Source organism: Bacteroides graminisolvens DSM 19988 = JCM 15093 (assembly GCF_000428125.1).
Taxonomy (GTDB): Bacteria; Bacteroidota; Bacteroidia; order Bacteroidales; family Bacteroidaceae; genus Bacteroides; species Bacteroides graminisolvens.
In genome coordinates, this window is record NZ_ATZI01000001.1 from 546,620 (window position 1) to 565,992 (window position 19,373).

Annotated in this window: 18 protein-coding genes; 9 read left to right on the forward strand and 9 right to left on the reverse strand. The window is 42.6% G+C overall.

Annotated features, from left to right (window positions below):
- Positions 1–28 precede the first annotated feature (28 nt).
- Genes C511_RS0102155 through C511_RS0102170 form a run of 4 tightly spaced genes read right to left on the reverse strand, consistent with a single transcriptional unit; the run spans position 29 to position 3,058 of the window.
- Positions 29–1,045 (reverse strand): GNAT family N-acetyltransferase, encoded by a 1,017-nt coding sequence (locus C511_RS0102155; RefSeq protein WP_024995306.1) that lies wholly within the window; start codon positions 1,043–1,045, stop codon positions 29–31.
- A 31-nt stretch (positions 1,046–1,076) separates the two neighbouring features.
- Entirely contained in the window at positions 1,077–1,970 is an 894-nt protein-coding gene (locus tag C511_RS0102160; protein WP_027317718.1) for a DUF2156 domain-containing protein, read from the reverse strand.
- A gap of 57 nt (positions 1,971–2,027) precedes the next feature.
- Positions 2,028–2,723 carry an LrgB family protein gene (locus tag C511_RS0102165; protein WP_024995305.1) on the reverse strand — a complete coding sequence of 232 codons (696 nt, stop codon included), beginning with the start codon at positions 2,721–2,723 and terminating at the stop codon, positions 2,028–2,030.
- Positions 2,720–3,058: a CidA/LrgA family protein gene (locus tag C511_RS0102170; RefSeq protein WP_024995304.1), complete on the reverse strand. Its 339-nt coding sequence runs from the start codon at positions 3,056–3,058 to the stop codon at positions 2,720–2,722. Before C511_RS0102170 ends, C511_RS0102165 begins: the two co-directional genes overlap by 4 nt.
- Before the next feature lie 291 nt (positions 3,059–3,349).
- Here C511_RS0102170 and pta point away from each other — a divergent pair, with 291 nt between their 5' ends.
- The 3 genes from pta (at position 3,350) to C511_RS0102185 (ending at position 7,212) form a co-directional block, all read left to right on the forward strand.
- The gene (gene pta / locus C511_RS0102175) at positions 3,350–4,366 is read left to right on the forward strand and encodes a phosphate acetyltransferase (protein ID WP_024995303.1); all 1,017 of its coding nucleotides are present in this window, start codon (positions 3,350–3,352) and stop codon (positions 4,364–4,366) included.
- Between the two features lie 12 nt (positions 4,367–4,378).
- On the forward strand, positions 4,379–5,575 hold the full coding sequence (locus C511_RS0102180) for an acetate kinase (protein ID WP_024995302.1): 1,197 nt from the start codon (positions 4,379–4,381) through the stop codon (positions 5,573–5,575).
- A 233-nt stretch (positions 5,576–5,808) separates the two neighbouring features.
- A complete protein-coding gene (locus C511_RS0102185) occupies positions 5,809–7,212 on the forward strand; it encodes an alkaline phosphatase (protein ID WP_024995301.1) in 1,404 nt (467 codons plus the stop codon).
- 76 nt (positions 7,213–7,288) lie between these two features.
- On the opposite strand, the gene C511_RS0102190 is transcribed toward C511_RS0102185, so the two are convergent.
- The 5 genes from C511_RS0102190 to efp form a co-directional block, all read right to left on the reverse strand.
- Positions 7,289–8,059 carry a UDP-2,3-diacylglucosamine diphosphatase gene (locus C511_RS0102190; protein ID WP_024995300.1) on the reverse strand — a complete coding sequence of 257 codons (771 nt, stop codon included), beginning with the start codon at positions 8,057–8,059 and terminating at the stop codon, positions 7,289–7,291.
- Positions 8,056–8,367 carry a metal-sulfur cluster assembly factor gene (locus C511_RS0102195; protein WP_024995299.1) on the reverse strand — a complete coding sequence of 104 codons (312 nt, stop codon included), beginning with the start codon at positions 8,365–8,367 and terminating at the stop codon, positions 8,056–8,058. The genes C511_RS0102190 and C511_RS0102195 overlap by 4 nt, the downstream gene beginning before the upstream one ends.
- A 39-nt stretch (positions 8,368–8,406) precedes the next feature.
- On the reverse strand, positions 8,407–9,105 hold the full coding sequence (gene radC / locus C511_RS0102200) for a RadC family protein (RefSeq protein ID WP_024995298.1): 699 nt from the start codon (positions 9,103–9,105) through the stop codon (positions 8,407–8,409).
- A gap of 43 nt (positions 9,106–9,148) precedes the next feature.
- Positions 9,149–10,138, reverse strand: coding sequence for a glycosyltransferase (locus C511_RS0102205; protein ID WP_024995297.1), 990 nt, complete (start codon positions 10,136–10,138; stop codon positions 9,149–9,151).
- A gap of 100 nt (positions 10,139–10,238) precedes the next feature.
- Complete coding sequence (gene efp, locus C511_RS0102210; protein WP_024995296.1) at positions 10,239–10,805, reverse strand: elongation factor P; 567 nt, start codon at positions 10,803–10,805, stop codon at positions 10,239–10,241.
- 199 nt (positions 10,806–11,004) lie between these two features.
- Here efp and rpmH point away from each other — a divergent pair, with 199 nt between their 5' ends.
- The 6 genes from rpmH to C511_RS0102235 all read left to right on the forward strand — a co-directional run bounded on the left by rpmH (position 11,005) and on the right by C511_RS0102235 (position 19,347).
- Positions 11,005–11,163: a 50S ribosomal protein L34 gene (gene rpmH, locus C511_RS17400; RefSeq protein WP_081698251.1), complete on the forward strand. Its 159-nt coding sequence runs from the start codon at positions 11,005–11,007 to the stop codon at positions 11,161–11,163.
- A 1,505-nt stretch (positions 11,164–12,668) separates the two neighbouring features.
- Complete coding sequence (locus tag C511_RS16010; protein ID WP_154657447.1) at positions 12,669–14,273, forward strand: ArnT family glycosyltransferase; 1,605 nt, start codon at positions 12,669–12,671, stop codon at positions 14,271–14,273.
- A gap of 97 nt (positions 14,274–14,370) precedes the next feature.
- Positions 14,371–14,793 (forward strand): MarR family winged helix-turn-helix transcriptional regulator, encoded by a 423-nt coding sequence (locus C511_RS0102220; RefSeq protein ID WP_024995293.1) that lies wholly within the window; start codon positions 14,371–14,373, stop codon positions 14,791–14,793.
- A gap of 7 nt (positions 14,794–14,800) precedes the next feature.
- Positions 14,801–17,359 (forward strand): cation-translocating P-type ATPase, encoded by a 2,559-nt coding sequence (locus C511_RS0102225; protein WP_027317719.1) that lies wholly within the window; start codon positions 14,801–14,803, stop codon positions 17,357–17,359.
- 45 nt (positions 17,360–17,404) lie between these two features.
- On the forward strand, positions 17,405–18,079 hold the full coding sequence (locus tag C511_RS0102230) for a response regulator transcription factor (RefSeq protein ID WP_024995292.1): 675 nt from the start codon (positions 17,405–17,407) through the stop codon (positions 18,077–18,079).
- A complete protein-coding gene (locus C511_RS0102235) occupies positions 18,076–19,347 on the forward strand; it encodes a PorY family sensor histidine kinase (RefSeq protein ID WP_024995291.1) in 1,272 nt (423 codons plus the stop codon). The genes C511_RS0102230 and C511_RS0102235 overlap by 4 nt, the downstream gene beginning before the upstream one ends.
- The last annotated feature ends 26 nt before the right edge of the window (positions 19,348–19,373 follow it).

The window sequence follows — 19,373 nt, forward strand, 5'->3', positions numbered from 1 at the left end:
CCTTTGACAGGTGGCTTTGTTTGTTTTGTTAATTGAGCATCAAGCTCATGTACGGCTTTAGCGGTAAGAAGATTTTCAGGGCCAGCGCCTCAATGCTGAGGCGCTCATGTGATCCCGGCAATCGTTCTTCACTCTTCATGCATTTGCCGTTGTTGATATAGAAGTACCCGTTGTTGACAGCCAGCAATGAGTCGGTTAGTTCCATGTTCATCTCTACTTGCGGATTGGCTGCGGCATAAAGCTGCAACACTTTTTTGGCATCAATGATGCGTACCATGCCCAAACGCCTCCGATTGGCCTCTTGTTTATACGGACGAATTACCGAAAGTTTCCGGCAGTTCCACCGTTCGCAGGCAGCCAGCAAAAGCGCTTGCTCCACTTCGTTACTATCGGTCAGCAGTTCATTCACCTGAAGAGTCTGTTCTTTGGAGTATGCAACGGCAATGCCGCAAATGGATTTTCCGCTGGTGGCTACAAACACCTCACCGCCACTCAGGGTTAAATCGGCAAGTACCACTTTAAAGTCGGCTGCCGTATGTTGTATGCAGCAAGAACGTTCCTCCATCTTAGCTGCCAGATAGGCGTACACATCTTCCTGAAAGTCGGCAGAAGAAGTAATTTTCAGGTCTTTCTTTCCGTAGCTTAAGTCCTCCGGCAGAAGCGTTTCAACCATGTAATCGAACACAGCCGCGTAACCGCTTTTTTTGTAGTAGTCAAAGAGATGATCAGTAGCCGGTATCAGCGTGCTGAGTAATACTCCCTGACTTTGCATGCGCCCAAAGGCTTGTGACAACAGTTCACGCATCACTCCTCGCCCCTGGTAATCGGGGTGCGTACATGCGCCCGAAACATAAGCGGTAGGAATGGTATTGTTGCAAAAGGTCATGGGATAAGGCAATGTTTGCATAGCCGAAATCACCATCTCACCACTTTGTATGCAGATATTCACCTCGTTGTTATATCTGTGTGTGAAATACAGTTCGGTAAATGCTTCACTATCATTAAAGCACAATCTCCATAATTCTTTTATCTGTTGTTTGAACATGCCATACGTTTATTTGCCTCACGGCGGTTATTTATCCTTTATAATGTGCCACAAACTTCTCCAGAATGGTTTCCGGCTGGTAAGACAGCTTGGCTTTTCTGAGTCCTTCAATACCTAAATCTTCCTCGCGGTTGATGTAGGTGAATGTTTCGGGTATGTGGTTGGCGAACTCAAAATTAATCATTGCATAAGCGCCGTCTACTGTTGTGTCGGCCTTCTCAACGTGCACACCAAAGGTCTCTTTGTTTATTGGCATACCGAATGTGAAAGCCACTATCTTGTCGTTGGCATACAAGATACCTCCACTCAATCCTAATTCCTCGAAGTGTTCCAGTGCAAAGACAATGGCCTGGCGCTCGTTGCCGGTGCCGTCTTGCTTATCGCAATCATTCGCTTTGCACCATTCAGCCTCCAAATATAGACATTCCTGTACACGATCGGGCGTAATGGGCACATATTTATATGTATATTCTTTCTTAAATCGGTTGATATGGTTTCTTTTCGACTGAAACTTCTTGCCTGTCAGAGTAGCCAAATCGCTTCGCAGGTAAATGTAATCCGAATAATCTCTATTTGTCGTAAACTCAAACTTTCCCGGAAGTATGTCGTTGAGGCGTTTTTTCATGCCCTGGCACACACCCATTAGCCGAAGCGGTTCGCCTTCGAGTTGGGAATCCTCAATCAGCTTTTCTATGAGTTCTTTCTCCGGGTCACCTTGTCCCACAGGCATCATATAAGAAACTCTGCCGTGTAGCCAGAACTTGAAAACCAGAAAGTTGTCAATGACCGCAAATTTTGTGTTGTACATGAATCTCCAGCTACACAAATTGGAGAACGAGAGGTCGCAATTGCGACGGCAACTATTCATTGTAAAAGAGGTGATTGTGTCTTTGTCTTCTACAGTGATATCTTTAAATTCTATCATATTGATTCCTTATGTTTGATTAAATCCATCATACATAACAAAAAAGTGCGCATTTTGTTATAGGAACCCCAATAAACGTAAAATTGTGGGAGTCAGCAAAGCGGTGAAGATGCCGTTGAGGGTCAGTCCCAGACTGGCGTAAGCACCATATTTACCACTTACATCCATTGCTGTGGAAGTACCTACGGCATGAGCAGCCGTCCCCATGGAAAGCCCTTGGGCTATAGGACTGTTTACCCTGAGCAGCTTTAATGTTTTGAAACCCAGTATAGCTCCCAGCAATCCCACACATACTACCACGGCAGCGGTGAGTGAAGGTATGCCTTCAATGGTTTTGGTCACTTCCATGGCAATGGGCGTGGTAACCGATTTGGGGGCAAGTGACAAAATGACGGCCTGACTGGCACCCATCAGCTTGGCTATCACAACCACAGAAACGACTCCTACTACACAGCCGGCCAGTTGCGACAAAATAATAGGCATCAATTGCTTCTTGATGGTTTCCAGTTGCAGATACAAAGGAACTCCCAATGCCACTACAGCCGGTTTCAGCCAGAACTCAATGAGTTGTCCGCCTTCGTTGTACGTGTCATAGCTGATGTTGAATGTCTTCAGAAAGACAATGATGGCGGCAATAGCCAGCAGTATGGGATTCAACAAGACGATTCCTGTTTTTTTCTGCAGCAGTTTGGCAAAGAAATAAATACCAAACGTAATGGCCAGCAGAAAGAATTTATTCTCGAGGTAACTCATTTTATTTTCCTTGTTAATTGATGTACCCAACCCGTTACGATCAACACCAAGGCGGTGCTGACTAATGTAGCAATCACTATGGGCCAGAATTCAGCCCGGATAATATCAAAATAGAGCATCAGCGCTACACCTGGTGGAATGAAAAAGAATCCCAGGTTAGCAACCAGAAAGTCAGACATACCCTGAACCCAGTGTAATTTGACCCACCCCAATTTTAAAAACAACGTGAGTAATAACATTCCAATAATGCTGGAAGGAAGTTTGATACCTGTGAGGAAGACGATTAATTCACCTAAGGCCAGGCAACCGAACAGAATGGCGCATTGACGTATCATACCTATATACCTTTTTGAAAACGTTGCAAAATTACTAAAAAAAAACAGCAAAGTTGCCCCTTCGGTTCATATTATGTGAAAACTTGTATCTGAGCCATTTGCCCCGCTTGGGTACGGAACAATTCACATTAGCGTTTTTCGTTGTTATTCGCTAATGTTAAATATTACAATAATTGTGTTTTATGACTCAAAAATACCAGAAATTGCAATGTAGATATTGCAATTATGTGTAATTTTGCATCGTATTTTTAAAATACTTTCCTCAGTTATAGTACAATTTAAAATATATTCATGGATTTAATTAGCGAAATTGTTGCGCGGGCGAAGGCGAACCGCCAGCGCATAGTTCTTCCCGAGGGAACGGAGGAGCGCACTCTAAAGGCTGCCGACCAGGTATTGGCAGATGGTGTAGCCGATTTGATACTGATTGGCAATCCCGCCGAAATCAAAGACTTGGCAGCTCAGTGGAGCTTGAAGCACATTGATCAGGCAACGATTGTTGACCCCGAAAATCAGCCTAAAAAAGAAGAATATGCAGAACTTCTTTTTGAACTCCGTAAGAAGAAGGGAATGACAATGGAAGATGCCAGAAAGTTGGTTCTCGATCCGTTGTATCTGGGTTGTTTGATGGTGAAGAATAACGATGCCGATGGTCAGTTGGCCGGTGCTCGTAACACAACCGGCAATGTTTTGCGTCCTGCTTTGCAGATTATCAAAACAGTGCCCGGTATCAGCTGCGTTTCCGGTGCCATGCTACTTATTTCAAAAAATACTCAATACGGTAAGAATGGTGTGTTGGTGATGGGTGACGTTGCAGTTACTCCGGTTCCCGATGCACAACAACTTGCCGAAATCGCTGTTTCTACAGCCCGTACCGCCACAGCCGTTGCCGGTATTGACGAACCCCGTGTGGCTATGCTGAGCTTCTCAACAAAAGGCTCTGCCAAACATGAAAATGTAGACAAGGTCGTTGAGGCTTTCAAGATCGCTCAACAGCTTGATCCCGCTTTGAAAATAGACGGTGAATTACAGGCCGATGCTGCTTTGGTTCCTTCAATCGGTGCCAGCAAAGCTCCCGGTTCTGAGATTGCTGGACATGCCAATGTATTGGTTGTTCCTAATTTGGAAGTAGGTAATATTGGTTATAAGATTGCTCAACGCTTAGGCAATGTTGATGCTATCGGACCCATTCTTCAAGGAATCGCCCGTCCTGTTAACGACCTTTCAAGAGGATGTTCGGTGGACGACGTGTACAAAATGATTGCAATTACAGCCAATCAGGCAATCGCAGCTAGCAACGCAAAATAAAATACGGAGATTATGAAAATTTTAGTTTTAAACTGTGGTAGCTCATCAATCAAGTACAAACTGTTCGATATGGACAGCAAGGAAGTGATGGCTCAAGGTGGTATTGAGAGAATCGGTTTACAAGGTTCATTCCTTAAGTTTGCATTACCCAACGGCGAAAAGGTTATTCTTGAACGTGAAATTCCTGAACATACCGTAGGTATTGAGTTCGTTCTGGAAACACTGACCGGTGAAAAATACGGTTGCATCAGCTCGTTGGATGATATTACGGCAGTAGGCCACCGCGTGGTACACGGAGGTGAGAAGTTCAACTCTTCTGTGTTGATTACTCAGGATGTGGTTGACCAAATGGTGCAATGCTCAGAATTGGCGCCGCTTCACAATCCGGCCAACCTGAAGGGTATTTATACCATTTCAAAATTGCTTCCTAATGTTCCTCAAGTAGGCGTGTTCGATACGGCTTTCCATCAAACCATGCCCGATTACGCTTATATGTATCCGCTTCCATACGAAATGTACACCAAATACGGCGTGCGTCGTTACGGATTCCACGGAACCAGTCACCGTTATGTTTCGGCACGTGCATGTGAATTCTTGGGAGTGAAACCCGAAGGACAGCGCATCATCACCTGCCACATCGGCAACGGTGGCTCTATTACTGCAGTGAAAGACGGCAAATCAATTGATACCTCTATGGGACTTACTCCGGTAGAAGGTTTGATGATGGGTACTCGTGTGGGCGACATTGATGCAGGCGCACTTACGTTCATCATGGAAAAAGAAGGACTGGATGCAACCGGTCTGTCGGACTTGGTGAACAAGAAGAGTGGTGTTTTGGGTATATTCGAAGTTTCTTCGGACATGCGCGAACTGGAAGATGCTGTGGCTCGTGGCGAAGAACGCGCTCAGCTGGCTGAGAACATGTACTTCTACCGCATTAAAAAATACATCGGTGCTTATGCTGCTGCATTGGGTGGTGTTGATATTATCGTGTTTACCGGTGGGGTAGGCGAGAATCAGGCAACCTGCCGTGCAGGCGTATGTCAGGGACTGGAATACATGGGCGTGAAAATTGACGAACCATATAACGCTACCATCCGCGGTAAGGAAACAATCATCAGTACTGCCGACTCTAAAGTGAAAGTAGTGGTAATACCTACCGACGAAGAGTTTATGATTGCTTCGGATACGATGACCATCTTGAAATAGAAATTTGTTTTCACCTATATAATAACAGCGTGTGTTGCTTCTTGCAGTGCACGCTGTTTTTTTTCTCACATTGTTCATGTGATTGTAATGCGTCTAAGTGAACAGCGGGCACAGGCCGTGCCAATCGACTTTGTTTGTCCCTGATATTCATTTATTAACACTCCGATGGTTGCATGAAAAAGTAAAGGTTTTATCTTTGTGTCATTAATTAGAATAATTTTAAATAAAAAGTCATGAAACGAACCTTTAATGTTTTAATCTTCTTACTCCTTGCCTGTGCGGTCTTTGCACAAGGTAAAGCCAAATATGTGTTCTATTTCATCGGTGACGGCATGGGTGTGAACCAAGTGAACGGAACCGAAATGTATCTGGCCGAAAAGAATGGAAAGATAGGAACCGAATCACTTCTGTTCACTCAGTTTCCCGTTGCAGGGGTCGCCACGACCTTCTCGAGCACCAACTCTGTAACAGACTCTTCTGCTGCGGGTACTGCGTTGTCTACAGGCGTAAAAACGTATAACGGAGCCATCGGGCTCGACAAAGATAAGAAGCAACTTGTTACCGTTGCCGAGCGTGCCAAACGTTCGGGTAAACGAGTAGGAGTTGCCACTACCGTGAGCATTGACCATGCTACTCCGGCAGCTTTCTATGCACACCAGGCAAGCCGTAAAATGTACTACGAAATAGCAACCGATCTTCCTAAAGCCGGTTTCGATTTCTATGCAGGCTCCGGTTTCCTGAGTCCCGACAAAACGTACGACAAGAAAGAGGCCCCCAGCATCTATCCCCTTTTCGAACAGGCAGGTTATTCTCTCGTAAAGGGCTATGATGCATTTAAGGCAGAATATCCTCGTGCCAAGAAATTGATTCTGGTACAAAAAGATAATTCCATTCCCGATGCGGTTCCTTATGCCATTGATTCAAAACAAGGTGATTTAACCTTGGCTGAAATCACGGATGCAGCCATCAGCTTTCTGACCAAAGAGAAAAACAAAGGTTTCTTCGTGATGCTTGAAGGAGGAAAGATTGACTGGGCTTGTCATAACAATGATGCAGCTACTGCTTTCAATGAAGTGATTGACTTCGATAATGCTATTAAGGTAGCTTATGAATTCTACAAAAAACATCCCAAAGAAACCCTGATTGTGATTACTGCCGACCATGAAACGGGAGGTATCGGTCTGGGAACAGGAAGCATGGATCTCAACCTCAAAGCTCTGCAATACCAGAAAATATCTCAGGAATACCTTTCTGTAGCCATTAATAAGTTGCGCAAAGAAAAGAACCACAAGGTGTCTTGGGAAGAAGTGAAGGCGCTGCTGGCCGATAAAATGGGACTTTGGAAAGAACTCCCCGTTAGCTGGGAACAAGAAAAGAAACTGCGTGACGAATACGAAAACTCTTTCGTGAAGAATGTGCAGGCTTTTGAGAAGACAGAGTACGCCATTAGCGAACCGTTGGCAGCCCGTGCCAAAGAAGTGGTGAATGAGATCGCTCATGTTGCCTGGGCAAGCGGTAATCACAGTGCCGGTTACGTGCCCGTGTTTGCTATCGGTGCCGGAGCGGAACTGTTCAACGGTAAGATGGACAATATTGAAATCCCCAAACGCATAGCCAAAGCAGGCGGATACAAATAAAAAAGAACTGATTTAATAATCAGTTCTCTGAAGGTCGGCACTCGTTGCCGGCCTTTTTACGTTGCACATCCTCAATCTATTCATTATTGAGGTCTTCGCCCTCAATATACTGATCCAGCAACAAATTCTCCCCGTCGAAAACAGCATAAGAGAAATAACTGATCCAGTCACCCAGAATGGTGACACGTGCCGAACTTGATAACATCAGATCCAGCATAATGTGCCGGTGACCGTAAATAAAGTAATTGATGTCGGGATGCTCTTTGAGATACTGTTTGCTGAAGAGAACCAGAAACTCCTTGTTCTCGCCCATGTAATCGGGTTCTTTGCCGTCAACACGCTTCATGCGGCTGTGCTTGGCCCAAGTTAGCCCCAAGTCCATGCTCCAACGCGGATGAATGGCGGCAAACATCCGCTGCAACGTGCGGTTGTGAAACATGGAACGCAGCAATTTGAATTTAGGATCCGGATCACCTAGTCCGTCGCCGTGCGCTAGAAAGAACTCTTTCCCGAAAATCTCCGTGGTCAGCGGTTGAGTGTGCATAATTACCCCACACTCTTGTGTGAGATAATCGCCACACCAAATGTCATGATTACCAATAAAGAAATGCACTTCCACTCCCATATCCGTCAGCTCGGAAATCTTCCCGAGAAAACGAGTATAACCCTTGGGCACCACCGTGCGGAACTCAAACCAGAAGTCGAACAAGTCGCCCAACAGATAAACAGCTTCAGCCTGATGCTTGATGCTATCTAAAAAGTTGACCAGCCTGCGCTCCTGCATGCGTCCATGCTCAATGGCACGTGACCCCAAATGCGCGTCGGAGAGGAAATATACCTTTTTCATAAGAAACCCAATTCCAATTTAGCTTCTTCACTCATCATATCCTTGTCCCATTGCGGTTCAAAGACCAGATTGATGTTTACACTCTTCACCCCTTCAACAGATTCCACCTTCTGCTGCACATCCTCCATGATAAAGTCGGCAGCCGGACAGCTTGGAGCCGTCAGCGTCATGTCTACATTCACGCTGGCATCCTCGTTTACGTCTATGCGGTAAATCAGTCCCAGGTCATATATGTTAACCGGAATTTCAGGGTCGTATACTGTTTTGAGTATCTCAACGATTTTAACTTCAGTTTCAAATTTGTCCATACTTGTAATTGTTATTTCTGCAAAGATAGCTAAATTCGGCTATACCATCTCACCGTTATCGGCAAAACTGTAATACCTGCCGTCGCAAATAATAACATGGTCGGCAACACGAATGTTCATGGTACGAGCCGCCTGTTGAATTTGTGCGGTCAGTTTTTTATCCTCGTTGCTGGGGTTGGGATTACCCGAAGGATGGTTGTGCGACAAGATTACCCCCGTGGCCCTTTGCATCAGCGCCTCGCGCAGAATGGTTCGCACATCGGCATACGTACCGTCAATCCCTCCCGAGCTGATACGCGTGGTGGCTATCACCTTGTTCGACTGATTGAGCAAAACAATCCAAAACTCCTCCTGCGGCAAATCACACAATAGCGGGTGCAAGATGCGATACACATCCGTGGAACAAGTAATCTGCGTGCGCTCCTCCACGTCTTGCAGTTTGCGGCGTTTACCAATTTCCAGAGCCGCCATGATGCTGATACTTTTGGCTGGTCCCATTCCTTTGAATCCGGCAAAACGATTCACGTCCCACTTAGCCAACTCATTCAGGTTGTTGTTGCACGCCTGCATGATGCGACGCATCAGTTCAACGGCACTCTCTTCGGTATTGCCCGAACCGATTAAGATGGCCAGCAGTTCCGCGTCGCTTAGTGCTCCGGAACCCTTCAGCATCATCTTTTCACGTGGACGGTCTTCCTCCGCCCATTCAGAGATATTGAGTTTTGGTTTATTTTCCATGTCTTTTTCATAGTATTAAGTTATTCGCCCTTTCGGGCTTCGGTTACTTATAGAAGTTCTTGCTGAAAGCAGAGAACTCATCTTTTCCGCGGACACACCGTTGCCACCAGGCTCGCCAAAAGCCCGTGCCGTAACCCGTTAGCTGTGTGTACGAAGCCGCTACGGCATACAAGCCGATGCGCAAACTTCTGTTTTGCACCGCTGCATCCGTACCCACCAGCAAGGCATAAACCGCCAGCGGTATCAGAGCTACGGGCCACAGTAACGCAGCAAGCAACAACACCGCTACACCTAGTGTAAACACACCCGGCAACAGATGCACCAGCTTCAGAGAATCAGGATACTTCTTGTACAGGTTGATGCGTGCAATGCCCGAGTTATGCACTTGTTTGAAGAACTTCTTCAAATCCGTGCGCCTTTTGTGATATACCCATGCACCCGGAAAAAGCCTGCACACGTAGTTGTGTTGGAAAATCCGTATGCTGAAATCAATGTCCTCACCGAAACGCATCTTCGAGAAACCTTGCAAAGTTCGGTACACCTCCGTGCGCACCCCCATGTTGAAGCTGCGCGGGTAAAACTTATCCATCTTCTTTTTGCCCCCGCGAATGCCCCCGGTGGTGAAAAACGAAGTCATGGAATAATTAATGGCCTTCTGCATGTCACTGAAAGACGCGTGCGCCCTGTCGGGACCACCAAAAGCATCGGCAGGTGATGCCGTCAACTCCTGCTCCACCTCCTTGAAGTAATCTTCGGGTAAGATGCAATCGGAATCCAGTATAATAAGGTAATCGCCCGATGCCCTTTCCGCCCCGTAATTACGCGTCTGCCCCGGTCCCGAGTTCGGTTTGCTATAATAGCTTATTTGCAGTAGCTCGGCATACTTTTGCGTGACTGTCTCACAGGGAACAGACGATCCGTCTTCCACAATAATCACCTCAAAGTTCTTAAAACTTTGACTCGTAAGACTTTGAAGCAGTTCATCTACCTCATCGGGTCGGTTGTACACCGGAATAATTACGGAATAAAACATAGGCATAGATACTAAATAACCACTTACCATTTACCGTTTTCCCCTCGAAGAAGAGCAGTAAATAGCAAATGGTTATAATGGGGTTACCCTTTCGGGAAAATTATGCTTTTACGCGTCCTTGGTAAGAACCGTCGCGCGTATCAATTTCAATGGTTTCACCTTCAGTGATGAACAACGGTACGCGAACTTCCGCACCCGATTCCACAGTTGCAGGTTTCAATGTGTTAGTAGCGGTATCACCCTTCATGCCCGGTTCGGTATACGTAACCTTCATTTGCACCTTAACAGGCAGGTCGGCATACAGAACGGTTTCAGTAGAAGCATCCGATACAACTTCGGCAATCATGCCCTCCAATAGGAAGTCAACACCGTTAATCAAATCGTGTGCAATAGGAATTTGGTCAAAAGATTCCTGATTCATGAATATATAGTGATCTCCTTCTTTGTACAAGTATTGGTGAGGACGACGCTCTACGCGTACATCTTCCAGTTTCTCGCCGATGTTGAAACGGCGCTCTATCACGTATCCGTTAATTACATCTTTCAATTTGGTACGCATAAAAGTATTTCCTTTACCGGGTTTTACGTGTAAAAACTCGATGCAGAAATAGAGCTTTCCGTCTAAACGGATGCAGGTTCCGTTCTTGATGTCTTGTGAATTGATCATAAAATAATTTGTTATTATACTGTTTATTAGATTACTACCTGTCTTGCAGTCGTTTCCGAGCGCAAAAGTAATCTAAATAGGTAAAAAACACAAAAGGTTTTGACTAAAAATGACGGAACTCTTGGTTAATTTAAAAAAAGTACCTATTTTTGCAACCCGATTTCCCATGAGTTATAACAAATAAAAGCAATATACAGTAATGAAAAGGACATTTCAACCCTCTAACAGAAAGAGAAAGAACAAACACGGTTTCCGTGAAAGAATGGCTAGTGCCAATGGTCGTAGAGTATTGGCAGCACGTCGTGCAAAAGGCAGAAAGAAATTATCTGTCTCTGACGAATACAACGGAACAAAGTAAGATCCGTGTGAACGAAATAAAAAAGAAGGTATCTTTTTAAAGATGCCTTCTTTTTTTTTGTGCAGTAGCCTCTTAATCTCCTCATGCCTACAATATCTTTCCGCAAGTTGCACTTCTTTTCTTTGTTATCTTTGCAACAGTGGTAAAATTGACCTCCGTAAAAAAGAGAGGACCTGGTGCCCGAGATGAAGCGTCAACGCAAAAACCTCGAACTGCAACTTCTTAAATTGAAAGTTGAAATACTAAAAACAAGGTGCTTCAATAAGTACGAGATTGAATCTATTTGTTTGATTATAATTACATTCTGATTAAATGACCGTGTTCCTAAATATGTATAAATCAGGTGGCGAGTATTTGTGTTTCTGTTGCCACTCGTAAACAGACTTTTAACTGGAATTCTCTTCATTGTCCACGATTTCACCCGTCGCAAGGTAAGGCTGATTGTGGAGCATATCGGGGGCCATAATTGGCTTCTTTGTTGTTGGTGTTATGCCTTGTTGTTATTTGGACGCTCGCTGGTGCCGTTTTAAGCCTCTCTGTTTAGTTTTATCTCCTCGGATGGGTAGCACCTCGTCTTTTGTGTTTATTTAAAATAGCGGGCATAATAATTAGTTTAAGTAGCGCCTTGGTTTTAGTTGCAGTACAAGTTGTTGGCAGGTTCGTTTCTGTGATTCAATTCTGGAATATATCATCGGCATGCTATCGCCTTCTGTTGCTGTTGTAGGACAGGCTAAACCATAGCGACAATCGATTGAGAGCCTGATTGCTAATCAGCTATTTAAACCTTTTGTATTTGTATACAAAAATAACCAATAATTTTCAGCCATTGATTCAGCCATTATTTTGAGTTTGTAATGTTTTGAATTTGAGGGTTTTACAAGGTTTGACGAAAAGAGACTCAGCCATTGATTCAGCCATGATATAAAAAGAATATATAATTAATAAATAAAAATTAGGAGATTTTCCTTGTGTTTTCGTGTGTTGTCTTGATTGTTTGTCCTCTATTTTCGCTACTTCGGTTCGAACTGCCTCATTTATCGAAAAGAAGTGCTGCTTGCTTCGGGTTAGGCTGAATAAGGTTAGTAACAAGATTGTTCTAGTTATAATAGGCTACATTAAGACTGTTTTTTTTATGGTTTTTTTAAAGAATAATAATTACGTAACAATGTTCTCGCAGTTCAGAGATTTACATATTTTCATATCATGGCCTTTTATGTATTAATGTTCCGATAGGCTGCCTATTGTTCGCCTGCAAATTTTATTTCTACGCCTAGGATTTTAAAAAGTTGGCCTAGGATTTTTAATTGTTGGGGAGCAATCTGAGAAAGGAGTATATTTGAATTAGTCTATCCCTTTTAAAAACGCCGGATTCTATCCAAAAAGAATATTTCTCATTTTATTATCTCAAATTTTATTAATCCTGAAATATCGTCATAAATAGTGATAATTCTATTTTTCTACAAAATTGCTCTTCTATTTTGGAGGCTCAAGCAAAACAACTGAAAATGCGTTATCGATATTTATATTACATATTATTGCTGATTCCTGCTTTCCTTTTTAGGGATTATACGCCAACTAATGAATTAAAGTATATCAGCATTATTGACGAAGCATTAAAGAATGGCACATGGTTTACCTTCTATAATCATGGCGCAGTCTACGCAGATAAACCTCCTTTGTTTTTCTGGCTTATTATGCTGATTAAACTGATAACAGGTACCTATAACATGTGGCTCATAGGTTTATTCAGTCTGCTACCTACCATTGGTATAATGGCTGTGATGGACCGGTGGGTGAGGAAAGAAGGTATCGCCAGTAATCCGTTGGTGAGTAATGCGTTGTTGCTTACCACCGGTATGTTTCTTGGTTCGGCTTTGGTTGTTCGTATGGATATGCTTATGACTTTCTTTATTGTCGTTTCACTTTATATTTTTTGGACTATTTATAAGAACGACGAGCATGCGCGTATTGGAAGGCATGTTTTACCGGTTTTTATCTTTTTGGCTTTGTTTACTAAAGGTCCTATAGGCTTGCTAATACCGGTAGTATCTATTATCTCATTTTTGGTGCTCAAAAAGCAAATTCGTACCATTGGTCGTTATTTAGGTTGGCAGCAATGGGCCATACTTGCCGGGTTATGCACGTTATGGTTTGCTTTGATTTACGTTGAAGGAGGAAGAGATTATCTTTATAATATACTTTTCAAACAGACTATCGGCAGAGGAGTTAACTCGTTTCATCATAAAGAACCCTTTTGGTTTTATGTGCCCCGAATGATATGGTCATTTGCTCCTTGGTCATTGCTTTATGTCGTTTTACTATGGAAGGGCATTCAGCAAAAAACAATCAATGACGACTTGAAAAAGTTCTTTCTCATTGTTATAAGCACAAGCCTTATCTTATTGTCGGCTATTAGTTCTAAACTCGATATTTATCTGTTGCCCGAATATCCTTTTATTGTTTATCTGTGTTCCATTATTCTGATGGATAACCTTAATAATAAATTCGTGAAAATGGCTATTACGGTACCGGCCCTATTGTTTGCCCTTATTTTGCCTGCCATAATTGTATTCAGTCATAAAATTTTTGCTATACTCAACAACCCTATTCTTCTATTGGCTGCATGCACCATGCTGACTTTCGGAGGCGTTGTAGCCATTATACTGTTGCATAAAAAGCAAACTCTTAGAGCCATTTGTGTGATTAGTTTCGCAATAATAGGATTGGTCTTTATCGGATCATTTATCATACCGTCTGTAAATAAGTATATTGGTTTTAGAGAAATGGCAAGTTCTGCATTAGTTTTGGCGAAGAAAAAAAAGGTGGTTCATTACGCTTGTTATAAGTTCAATACAGCATCTAATATGGATGTGTACCTGAACTCAGAACTTCAGCAAACGGAGACTGTATCTCAATTAGATTCCATGGCGCATCACTGGAACAAGACGATATTATTTGTGCGTAAGAAAGAATTGTTGCATGATGAAGAGCTTATAAAGTGGATAGGCAGATATTCGCCGGTTGGAAAAACTGACGAATATAGCTGGTATCTGATTGAACAAAAGAATACCGATAAGCTTGTTCATCTTCCTGCACGTGGTAATGAATAATAAGTACTTATATCAAAAAATAAAATGCAATCTATTTTGTTAGTTAGGTCTAACTAATTATATTTGCAGCATTTATTTTAATAAAACATAAGTAGACATGAAAGAACAAATAAAATTGGCCATATCTCGTTTCTCGCGTTTTATTACGGAAGCTGAATCGAAGGCAAAAGAACTTTGCGATGTGAAAGATTTATCTTCTTCACAAATTAATTATCTTGAAACGATCAATGAATTGGGCAATCCCAGCATCACGGAATTGTCTCAGGCTCTTGGTGTGAAAAAGCCCTCGGTAACCGTAGCCGTTGAGAGACTTATAACAAAGGGGTGCATCTATAAAACCAGTTCCGATGCCGATAGGCGAAGTTCGCATCTTCATCTTACTGATATTGGCAATCAGGTGAATCAACGACATGAATATGCCCATGAATATTTAGCTGAAAGAATTATAAAATCACTCACTGTCGAAGAACAGGCACAGTTCGTTTCACTACTGGATAAATTATACAATCATAAGAAATAGCATCGGTATGGAATCAACGGATAAATTCAATGGATTGACTCAGCAAGAAGCTCAGGATAGGTTACTGAGAGAAGGGTATAACGAGTTGCATGGAAGTAACTCGCGCAATTTTTATACCATTATGCTGGGAGTGATAAAAGAACCTATGTTCCTTTTATTAGTGGCTTGTGGCGCTTTGTATATGATATTGGGTGACACAGAGGAAGGCATCATGTTACTGAGTTTTGTTTTTGTTGTGATGGGTATTGAGTTTTATCAGGAACGGAAAAGCGAGAAGGCATTGGAGGCATTGAAAGACATGGCAAGTCCAAGAGCCCTTGTTATTCGGGAAGGCCAAGAAATACGTATTCCGGGGCGCGAAGTGGTTTGTGATGACATCATTGTATTGCAAGAGGGCGATCGCATTCCGGCTGATGCTACAATTTTAAAATGTGTGAGCTTACTTGTTGATGAATCCTTGCTTACCGGAGAGTCAGTACCTGTGCGCAAACATGAATATGAAGGTGAGACTACTGATTTGCAGCCCGGAGGAGATGATCTTCCGTTTGTGTATTCCGGATCACTCGTTGTTCAAGGCAATGGTTTGGCCCGAGTTACGAGTATTGGTATGGGTACTCAAATTGGAAAAATTGGTAAGGCACTGGAAGAGGTCAAAGAGACACCCACTAAACTGAAGGCAGAAATCAGTAAGCTCGTTAAACTATTTACGATTATTGGCGGGATCTTGTGTACTTCTGTTGTCATCGTTTATACCTTAACGCGTGGCGATTTATTACAAGGATTCTTAGCCGGAATAACATTGGCCATGGCCATGTTACCAGAAGAGTTTCCGGTAGTGCTGACTATCTTTATGGCAATTGGTGCTTGGCGTATCTCACGAAGGAATGTACTGACCCGCAAACCGTCGGCAATAGAAACTTTGGGTTCGGCTACTGTTCTTTGTACGGACAAAACAGGTACACTGACGGAAAATAAAATGGTGGTGACTCAGCTATATAACAAAAGCGATTTTTGGACTGCCAAAGATAAAACGGAATTTCCGGAGGAATATCACGATATCATTGAATATGCCATTTTGTCTAGCCAGACAAACCCCTTCGATCCGATGGAAAAAGCCATCAATAAGCTGGGAGTAGATTATCTTGCTAACACGGAACATATTCACACAAGTTGGGAAATGGTAAAGGAGTATCCTCTTTCCCGTGAAATGTTAGCCATGTCTCGAGCATTTAAAAACCGGGAAAACGAAAATAGGGTGATTGCGGCTAAAGGAGCACCCGAGGCCATCTTTGATCTCTGCCACCTTTCAAAAGAACAGATTACTGATTACGCTTCGGCTACCCAACAGATGGCTGCTGCTGGACTGAGGGTGCTTGGAGTGGCGAAAGCGTACATTACCGGAAATGTGCTACCTTCCGGTCAACATGATTTTGACTTTGAATTCGTAGGACTGATTGGATTATCTGATCCTATCCGCCGACAAGTTCCCGATGCGGTTCATAAGTGCCATCAGGCCGGGATACGGGTAATCATGATAACCGGAGATTATCCTGTTACGGCACAGAATATTGCACGGGAAATAGGCTTGACACACTATAATAACTGCATTACCGGACAAGAACTTGCCGAGATGAGTGAAGAGGAACTGCAAAGTAAAATTAAGTATACGGATGTCTTTGCACGAGTTATTCCGGAACAAAAACTCAAAATTGTGAATGCTCTGAAGAGGAATGGAGATATCGTTGCGATGACCGGCGACGGGGTGAACGATGCTCCCGCGCTTAAAGCGGCCAACATAGGTATAGCTATGGGTGAGAAAGGTACGGATGTAGCGCGCGAGGCTTCGGCATTGGTCTTGATGGATGACAACTTTGGCTCTATTGTGGGAGCTATAGAAATGGGACGCAGAATATTCGACAATCTGCAAAAGGCCTTGGGCTATATTTTCGCCATTCACATGCCAATTGCGGGCTTATCACTGATACCGGTGCTCTTTGTCGATTTTCCTCTCATACTGTGGCCGGTGCACGTTGTTTTTATGGAACTGATTATTGATCCTGCCTGCTCTGTTATTTTTGAAGCTGAGAGTGCTGAGAAAGGTGTTATGACTCGCCCTCCAAGAAGTGTAAATGAGCCTTTCTTCGGCTCCGGAAAATTATTTGTGGGGTGTTTTCAAGGATTCTGGATACTGATTGCTATGCTGGCGGTTTACTTTATTACATTGGCGTTGGGGTATCCCACGGCCGAAGTGCGTACCATGATTTTTGTGGCGCTTATTACGGCTAATATATTTACCATTCTGACTAATCGTTCGTGGACAGAGTCTATCATTACCATCTTACGGACTCCCAATTCTACAGTGAAATGGGTTGCAGGAGGAGCTACCTTATTTATAACCCTTGCACTTACTGTACCATTTTTACAACGGTTGTTTCAGTTTTCATCTATCAATCTTTGGGAAATCCTTGTCTCAGTGGTGTCCGGAGCGGCAACGATTACGTGGTTTGAAATTTACAAATACACTCAAAGAAGAAAAAATGCTAAATGGGCTAAAGGTGGGCAATAAAAACATACCGTTATTTTGTTAATAACCAAAAGACATGGAAGTGACATGAAAATATTGATTATTGAGGACGAAAAAGAATTATCGAATAACATAGCAAAGTTTCTTTCAGATGATAATTATCTCTGCGAACAGGCTTATGACTTTGATAGTGCAATAGAAAAAATCTCTTTGTACACCTATGATTGTATTTTGCTTGACTTAAACCTTCCCGGTGGCGATGGCATTGAGGTACTCAAAGAAATAAAGATTCGGCATATAAATAGTGGCGTTATTATCTTGTCAGCCCGAGGCTCTCTGGATGATAAGATTGAGGGCTTGAAAATAGGCGCTGACGATTATCTCTCAAAACCTTTTTCTCTTTCCGAATTAAGCATTCGGATCTATGCGCTTATGCGACGTCAACAGTTCTCACATAGTAATCTGCTAACTTCTGGAAATCTGGAAATTGACTTGCTTTCAAAAACCGCAAAAGTAAAAGATCGGATTATTAATCTTACCAGGTCAGAATATGATCTTCTATTATTTCTCATAGGAAACAAGAAACGAATTGTATCTAAAGATTCTATAGCAGAACACCTCTCGGGTGACATGGCTGATATGTTTGATAATTATAATTTTGTCTATGCTCATATTAAAAACTTGAAGGCAAAACTTTCAGAAGAAGGTTGTGATTGTATGATTAAAACGATTTATGGAACCGGATATCAATGGGTAGAATGAGAACACTGGCAGATAAAAATCTCAGAGGCTTTTTTATATACACAACACTAGTACTGTTGTGTTGTGCGCCATTGCTGTTTTTTTTAATGAGGCATTTTTATGCGGAAGATCTGGATGAACTTATTATCTTTAGAAGTGATGAATTTATTTCGAAACGGCTTCCCTCTTTCTCAAAGGAGGATATTGACCATTGGAATAAATACAATGAAGATGTAGCTATTGTGCCGTATAGTGATTTATATGTGTTTGACAAGCCCGTGAAAGAAGCCTTTTTTAATAGTGCGGAAGGGTATCCGGTAGATTACCGGGTATTCTATCGTAAAATTGAAATTGAAGGAAAACCTTTTGTCTTGATGTCACACATCCCGATGATAGAAAACAAAGATCTGCTTGCCACGATGGGTTCGCAATATGGTCTTTTGTTTTTGGCTTTGTTGGTGTCATTGACCATACTTCAACGTATGATGTCTAAGAAGCTATGGAAACCATTTTATGATACGTTAGATAAGATAGAAGGTTTTAAGCTGGAATCGGGGCAAAAGCCTGATTTTGAGCAGACAACTACGATTGAATTTTCTCGCCTTAATGAGAAATTGAACGGGTTGATGGTTGACAATATTACTATTTATAAACAGCAAAAGGAGTTTATAGAAAATGCTTCTCACGAACTTCAAACACCATTGGCTGTCTTTAAATCGCAATTGGATATTCTTTTGCAGCAACCAGGATTGACACAGTCAAATACGGAAATAATACGATCTTTGTATGCAGTATCGGCTAGGATGACCCGCTTAAATAAGAATTTGCTGTTTCTGGCACGCATAGATAATGCTCAATTGTCAAATATGGAAGTTGTTGATTTTGTGAAAATACTACACGATCAACTAATGTATTTACGTGAGCTGGCAGAGAGTGAAGGTCTCACTGTTCATGTAGAAACAGGGAACTCGCTTAACCTAAAGGCCAATAAATTGCTTGTTGAAAGTCTGATAAATAATATGGTGGTGAATGCGATTCGCCATAATGTAAAAGAGGGAATTATTAATATAAAAGTAGACAGCAATTGTTTTAAGGTTTCAAATACTGGGATAGATCATGCGCTTGATCAAGACAAGGTATTCAGGCGATTTAGCCGCTCTTCGGAACAGAAGAAAGGTAATGGCCTTGGATTAGCCATTGTTCAACAAATATGCATCATGCATGGATGGGAGGTAAGTTATAATTATAAAAACAATCTTCATGTTTTTGGTGTTAAGATGTTTAATTAGGGGTAGTCGATTATAAACCTATTTTT